Origin of the sequence: uncultured Senegalimassilia sp., assembly GCF_934632265.1 — a bacterium.
In the GTDB taxonomy this organism is placed as follows: Bacteria; Actinomycetota; Coriobacteriia; order Coriobacteriales; family Eggerthellaceae; genus Senegalimassilia.
This window is the reverse complement of record NZ_CAKTYH010000107.1, coordinates 1-6,672: the sequence shown is the minus strand read 5'-3', so window position 1 is coordinate 6,672 and position 6,672 is coordinate 1. Positions and strand designations below refer to the sequence as shown.

The following is a 6,672-nucleotide window of genomic DNA, read 5'->3' as shown; positions in this document are numbered from 1 at the left end:
GCGCACCGAGCGCACCGCCTCGTCATAGCCGACCAGCTCTTTGTAGGTGAGGTGCTCGATGGGAGCGAGCACGGGCTGCGCGGAAGCTGCCGCAGCGGACGCGGGCTTGCCGGCAGGCGCCTGGGGCTTTTCGGACGCGGTAGAGCCTGCCGCCACAGGCTGCTCGCCTGCGGCATCCACGCCGGCCGTCGGAGCCGCAGCGCTTGCGGACAGCCCGTCTTCGGGCTTGCCGGCGCGATCTGCCGCACCCGGCGACGTGAGATGCTCCACGCGCAGCACGCGCGGACAGCCCTCGCCCATCATGTCCTGCGAGATCATGTCGGTCATGTCCTCGAGCTCGTCGCGCGACAGCCCGAACTCCTCGAGCTTGGCAAGCGCCAGCTCCTGCAGCTGGTCCGCGCACGCGGCCACCTCGTCGCTGGACAGGAAAGGTTCCATGCGCTCGAACACGTATTCCGCGATGCTGCGCTCCTTCAAGGTGCACGCCAGGCGCCATGCGCGCTTCAGGCCGGCAATGGCGGCTTCGGAAGGCACAGCGCCCTCGCCTGCCTGGCCGCGCTCGAACGCCGCCAGGTACAGATGCAGCGCCAGCATAAGGTTTCCCTGCTCAGCAGCCTGTTCAGCGCTGTTCAGGTATCCGGAAACGGAGCTGGACGGCTCATCGCTTCGGCTGGGCATATCGTTCGCATTGTTATCCAACATCGACCCAACCTCCTTCAAGTGTCAAAATAGCCATAGTTCGGTATCATTTTACCGGAAGCGCCCGCATTGCGACCGCAAGCCAAGAAATCGAAACAAACCTGTCACCCGGGCGCGCCGAAGAAAAGCCCGCTATCCGGACACGACGCGGCGGCCGCATCAACCGGACACGCCGGCGGCAGCTCGTTTCCCTAACACGCTGCATAGTCCCGTCGGGTTCAAAACGCGAACGGCAGACCCCGCCCAAGCGCAACAGGCGATTCCCAAAAACACGCCCGTGGGCGTTTACCACTCGAGCACCTGATAGCCGCGCTGGCGGGCGGTGCGGCCAAGCGGGCGGTCGGGGCATACGGCGAACCCCTGCTGGGCGCCGGCAAGAAGGGCGCGGTCGGAATGGTGGTCGCCGTAGGCGGCGACAAGCTCCCATCCGCCTTCGCCCCATTTCGCATTCGCGAACTGCCGCAGCTCGATCATCTTGCGATCACCTTCCACGGGCACGCCGTCCACCTCGCACGCGTATGTGCCGTCGAAGTTCACCTTCATGCGCGTGGAGATCTGGTAATCGAAGGGCAGGTCGCGCATGGCGCGCTCGATGATGGGCTCGAAGGTTGCCGACACGCACACCACCGAAACACCCTGCTCATGCCACGCGTCCATAGCCTTCCTCGCCTGCTTACGCACATGCGGGGCCACGCATTCGTCATAGAAATCATGCAGGAAGGCATCCACCTCGGCCTTGGGCTTGCCGGCGAAGGCGCGGAACACCAGCCCGCGAACCCACGCCTCGCTCTGCGGCAGGCGCAGCTTGTATGCCGCCGCCCACAGCCCGATGCGCAGCAGCACCGTGGGGTTGAGCATGCGCAGCTTCGCAAGATGCATCACCAGCATGACGGGCGAGTTCCCGTCAAGCGAAGTACCGTCGAAATCGAACGCGGCAAGCCGCACCGGGCCCTCCCCGTTGCGGCTTGCCGTCTGCATTGCCTCTGATTGTGCGGTCATGTGCGCGCTTTCGTCCCAAGCCGATCCGAGCCGCGCGCCCCTCCGCACGCTACTCGTCTACGACGCCGTCTTCCTCAAACTGAGAATTATACAGTTCAGCATACGCGCCGCCAAGGGAGAGAAGCTCGTCGTGCGTGCCCTGCTCGATAATGTCACCATGCTGTAATACGCAGATGAGATCGGCGTTTCTGATGGTGGACAGGCGATGCGCGATCACGAACGAGGTGCGCCCAGCCATCAGGTTGTCCATGGCCTTCTGGATACGCTCCTCGGTTCGCGTGTCCACGCTCGAGGTTGCCTCGTCCAGGATGAGCATGCGCCTGTCGGCCAAGATGGCGCGAGCGATGGTGAGCAACTGGCGCTGACCGGCGCTGATGTTGCTGGCATCCTCGTTGATCACCGTGCCATAGCCGTGCGGCAAGGTGGTGATGAAGTGGTGCACGTACGCCGCGCGCGCCGCAGCCTCCACCTCGGCGTCGGTGGCGTCGAGCTTGCCGTAGGCGATGTTGTCGCGCACCGTGCCGTTGAACAGCCACGTGTCCTGCAGCACCATGCCGAACTGGTTGCGCACGTCGGTTCGCGAGAACTCGCGGATGTCGGTGCCGCCCAGACGGATGGCGCCCGCGTCCACATCATAGAAGCGCATGAGCAGCTTGACCATGGTGGTCTTGCCCGCGCCGGTGGGGCCTACCAGGGCCACGGTCTGGCCCTGGCGCACCTTCGCGGAGAAGTCGTCGATGACGGGCTTTTCGGGATCGTAACCGAAGCGCACGTGGTCGAACTCCACGTCGCAATCCACGTCAGCGGCCTTGGCCGTGGGTTTCCCCGCCTCAAGCTCGGGCTCCTCAAGGAAGGCGAAGATGCGCTCGGCGGCCGCGGCCATCTGCTGCAGCACGTTACCGACCTGGGAAAGCTGGGTGATGGGCTGCGTGAAGTTCTTCACGTACTGGATGAACGCCTGGATGTCGCCGACGGTGATGACGCCCTGCACGGCAAGCACGCTGCCGGCCAGCGCCACGCCCACATAGCCCAGGTTGCCCACGAAGTTCATGATGGGCTGCATGAGGCCCGAAAGGAACTGAGATTTCCAAGCGCTTTCATAGAGCTTAGCGTTGGTCTTGCCGAACTCCTCTGCCACCGCCTGCTCACGATTGAACGCGCGCACGATGGCGTGGCCGGAGAACGTCTCCTCCACTTGGCCGTTGATGGCGCCGAGCATGGCCTGCTGCGCCCTGAAGTGCTTCTGCGATGCCTTCACCACGGTGAAGATGAGCACCAAGGACACGGGCAGGATGAGCACGGTGATGCCCGTGAGCAGCGGGTTGATGGTCAGCATCATGATCACCACGCCCACGATGGTGGTGGTCGAGGTGATGAGCTGCGTCACGCCTTGGTTCAGGCTTTGGCCGAGCGTGTCCACGTCGTTGGTGATGCGCGAGAGCGTGTCGCCGGTGGAATTGCGCTCGAAGTACCCCACGGGCATGCGGTCGATCTTCTCGGCGATGGCGCGGCGCAGCCCGTAGCAGGTGCGCTGCGAGACGCTCGTCATCATCCAGCCCTGTACGAAGCTGCACGCCGCGCTGATCAGGTAAAGGGCAAGCGTCACCGCGATGATGCCGGCGATGGCGTCGAAGTCGATGCCGCCGGTGCCGCCCACCTTCGCCACCAAGCCCTCGAACAGCTCCGTGGTGGCCTGCGAGAGCACCTTCGGGCCCACGATGTTGAACGCGGCCGACCCGATGGCGAAGATGATGGCGAGCACGAGCGCCGCCTTGAACTGGCCCATGAAACGCACGAGCTTGCCGATGGAGCCCTTGAAGTCCTTCGCCTTCTCACCGGGCATCATGCGCGCGCCCGGCCCGTGCGGACGGCGGCGCTGCGTGACCTTCTTCAGATCCTCGTTGTTCGCGCTCATCTCGCCTCACCTCCTTTCAGCTCTTCCTCCGATAGCTGCGACGTGGCTATCTCGCGATACTCCTGGCAGCTTTCCATCAGCTGCTCATGCGTGCCCCGCCCCACGACGCGACCGTCATCAAGCACCACGATCTGATCTGCGTTGAGCACCGTGGAGATGCGCTGCGCCACGATGACCACGGTTTTCCCGCCCAAACGCGCGGAAAGCTCATGGCGAAGCGCGGCATCGGTCTTGTAGTCGAGCGCGCTGAAGCTGTCGTCGAACAGGTACGCGCGCGCATCGGTCGCGAGCGCGCGGGCGATGGCCAGGCGCTGGCGCTGGCCGCCCGAGACGTTCGTGCCGCCTTGGGAAATGGGCGTTGCCAGCCCCTCGGGGCGCTCGGCGATGAAATCGCTCGCCTGCGCCACGTCGGCGGCGGCACGGATACGGTCCTCGCCAGCGTCATCGACGCCGTAGCCCACGTTCGAGGCGATGGTGCCGCTGAACAGGAACGCCGCCTGCGGCACATAGCCCAGCTGCGACCGCAGGGCATGCTGGCTGACGTCGCGCACGTCCACGCCATCGACGGCGATGCGGCCCGACGTGACGTCGTGGAAGCGCTCCGCCAGCTTCAGCACCGTGGACTTGCCGCTGCCCGTGGAGCCGATGATGGCCGTGGTCTTGCCCGGCTCGCACGTGAAGCTGACGTCCTCGAGCACGCACTCGGCGCCGTCGGAGTACCTGAAGCTCACGTTCTCGAAGGCGATGCGCGCACCCGGCAGCCCATCAGCGCCGAGCAACGCGTCCTTCGCCTTGCCGGGCTCAGGATCGGCGACGGAGGGCTTGCATTCGAGCACCTCATCGATGCGCTGGGCCGCCACGTCGGCGCGCGGCAGCATGATGGACAGCATGCCGATCATAAGGAAGCCCATGATGATGACCATGGAGTAGGTGATGAACGCGATCAGGTCGCCGGTCTGCAGGTTGCCCGCATCGATGGCATGCCCGCCGAACCAGATGATGCCCACCGACACCAGGTTCATGATGAGCATCATGAGCGGCATCATGAAGGTCATCACGCGGTTGGTGAACAGCTGCGTCTTCATCAGGCGCGTGTTCGCCTCATCGAAACGCGCCTCCTCGTGCTGCTCGCGGCCGAACGCGCGGATGACCGGCAGGCCCGTGAGCAGCTCGCGCGACACCAGGTTCACCCGGTCGATGAGCTTCTGCATGATCTTGAACTTCGGCATGGCCACCTTCATGAGCACGCCCATGACCGCCGCGATGGCCACGACCGCCGCGATGATGATCCAGCCCATGGACAGGTCGGTGCGTGCGATCATGATGATGCCGCCGATGGCCAGGATGGGCGCATAGAGCACCATGCGCAGCAGCATGACGGTGACCATCTGCACCAGTTGCACGTCGTTGGTGCCGCGCGTGATCAGCGACGCGGCGCTAAAGGACTGGATCTCGGCGTCGGAGAAGCCGACCACCTGGTTAAACAGGCGCTCGCGCAGGCTGCGGCCCACCTTGGCCGCCGTGCGCGATGCCAGAAAGCCGACCATGACGGCGATGACCATGCCGAGCGCGGCAAGGCCGAGCATCTTCGCGCCGGTTGCCACCAGGTAGTCCATCTGCATGGCGTCGAGGTCGTAACCCAGCTGCTCGTATTCGGCGCGGGCCGCAGCCAGGCCCTGCTGAGCGATAAGCGTATCGGCCATATCGCCCATGGACTCGCGCGCGCGATCGAGCATGGTCTGGATGTCGGACTTACCGATCATGCCCTGATCGTATGCGGCTTTGACCTGGTCGAGGTCCAGCTCGGGAATTTGGTCGGCATAGCAGGTCACGGTCATGGGCAAGGCCATGACGTCATCGAGCGCAGCGCGGTCGCGCTTGCCGGATTCCGTCAGCGCGTATGTGCCGTCCTCGTTTCGGGCATAAGCGTCGGCGAACATCTGCTCATCGGACTCGGGAAGCATCATGGCCACCAGGTCATGGGTGCGTTCGGTGAGCTGCTCGGCAGCCACATCCTGCACGCCCTGCTGCTGGATGCCCGTATCGACGATGTCGGAGGTGTAGTTGGGCAGGGCCAGGTCGCACGCCGCCTGCACGCACAGCAGCACCACGATCAGCAGCACCACCAGCTTGTGCTGGGCCAGGTTCTTGATTATGCGCACGGCACGCCCCCTTCCGCGGAAGCGGTTTGCGAAGAGACGCCGGCAGAAGGAGCGGCGCCCGCGCCGGCAGCCGCATCGCCCACAGGCGCACCTGCTTGAGCAGCGCCTGCGCTGGAAACGAAGCTTGCACCAGCGCCCGCTAACGGGCTATCGGCTTGCGCGCAGCGATTCTGCTGCGCCTTCGCCACCTCGCTCGCCGGGAAATCCGCCAGGCGCTCCACGATGCGAACGAGATGCTCGGCATCTTCAGGGCCGAGATAGGTAAGCACTTCGTCGATCATCTGCTCATGCAGCTCGCGGCCGCGCGCGCTGAAAGCATGGCCATCTTCGGTAAGGTGCACCGTAACGGCACGGCTGTCCCCCTTATCGCGCTGACGCGTGATAAGGCCCTTCTCCTCAAGCGATTTCAGGGTTTGGGACACGGCGCTCGGAGTTGCATGCCCGCACTTGGCGATATCGCCGGAGCGGACCTTCCTCCCCTCGCCTTCCAAGCGGGAAACCGCCATGATCGTGTACATCTCCGCCGGCGTGATGCCTTCGGGAGCCGGCGGCTCTTGACGTTGCTTTCGCATACGCGATGCGGCATCGAACAGGCGACGGCGCAATGCAGCTGCGGTATCGTCCACGCAAATCTCCTTTCGATACTGAACTGTTTAGTTGCTTAATGTTTAGCTCCTAAACCATAGCACGAACCAAGGAGTTTCGATCGAGGTATTGAAGGTATGTCGGAAAGTCCATATACCGCTTCCGCCAAACTGCAGAAGACGCGAACGCTGGGGAAATCAAAAAACCCAGCCGAAAGGCTGGGCTTGAACAATCGATGGCGGGATGTACGAGACTTGAACTCGCGACCTCCGACGTGACAGGCCGGCGCTCTAACCAACTGAGCTAACACCC

5 protein-coding genes are annotated in these 6,672 nt (G+C 64.1%); all 5 read right to left on the bottom strand.

From position 1 onward, the window contains the following. Positions 1–702: hypothetical protein (locus Q0H50_RS07685; RefSeq protein ID WP_294421078.1), on the bottom strand; the 702-nt coding region annotated here is incomplete at its 3' end. 282 nt (positions 703–984) lie between these two features. Next, entirely contained in the window at positions 985–1,698 is a 714-nt protein-coding gene (locus Q0H50_RS07680; protein WP_294421075.1) for an HAD-IB family hydrolase, read from the bottom strand. A gap of 49 nt (positions 1,699–1,747) precedes the next feature. Further along, a complete protein-coding gene (locus Q0H50_RS07675; protein WP_294421073.1) occupies positions 1,748–3,613 on the bottom strand; it encodes an ABC transporter ATP-binding protein in 1,866 nt (621 codons plus the stop codon). Then, the gene (locus Q0H50_RS07670; protein WP_294421072.1) at positions 3,610–5,775 is read right to left on the bottom strand and encodes an ABC transporter ATP-binding protein; all 2,166 of its coding nucleotides are present in this window, start codon (positions 5,773–5,775) and stop codon (positions 3,610–3,612) included. Before Q0H50_RS07670 ends, Q0H50_RS07675 begins: the two co-directional genes overlap by 4 nt. Next, positions 5,766–6,401: a MarR family winged helix-turn-helix transcriptional regulator gene (locus Q0H50_RS07665; RefSeq protein WP_294421069.1), complete on the bottom strand. Its 636-nt coding sequence runs from the start codon at positions 6,399–6,401 to the stop codon at positions 5,766–5,768. Before Q0H50_RS07665 ends, Q0H50_RS07670 begins: the two co-directional genes overlap by 10 nt. Positions 6,402–6,672: the final 271 nt, after the last annotated feature.

Coding starts and splice junctions, on each gene's coding strand:
- Q0H50_RS07675 (WP_294421073.1), bottom strand. CDS start 3,613: ATGAGCGCGAACAACGAGGATCTGAAGAAGGTCACGCAGCGCCGCCGT.
- Q0H50_RS07680 (WP_294421075.1), bottom strand. CDS start 1,698: ATGACCGCACAATCAGAGGCAATGCAGACGGCAAGCCGCAACGGGGAG.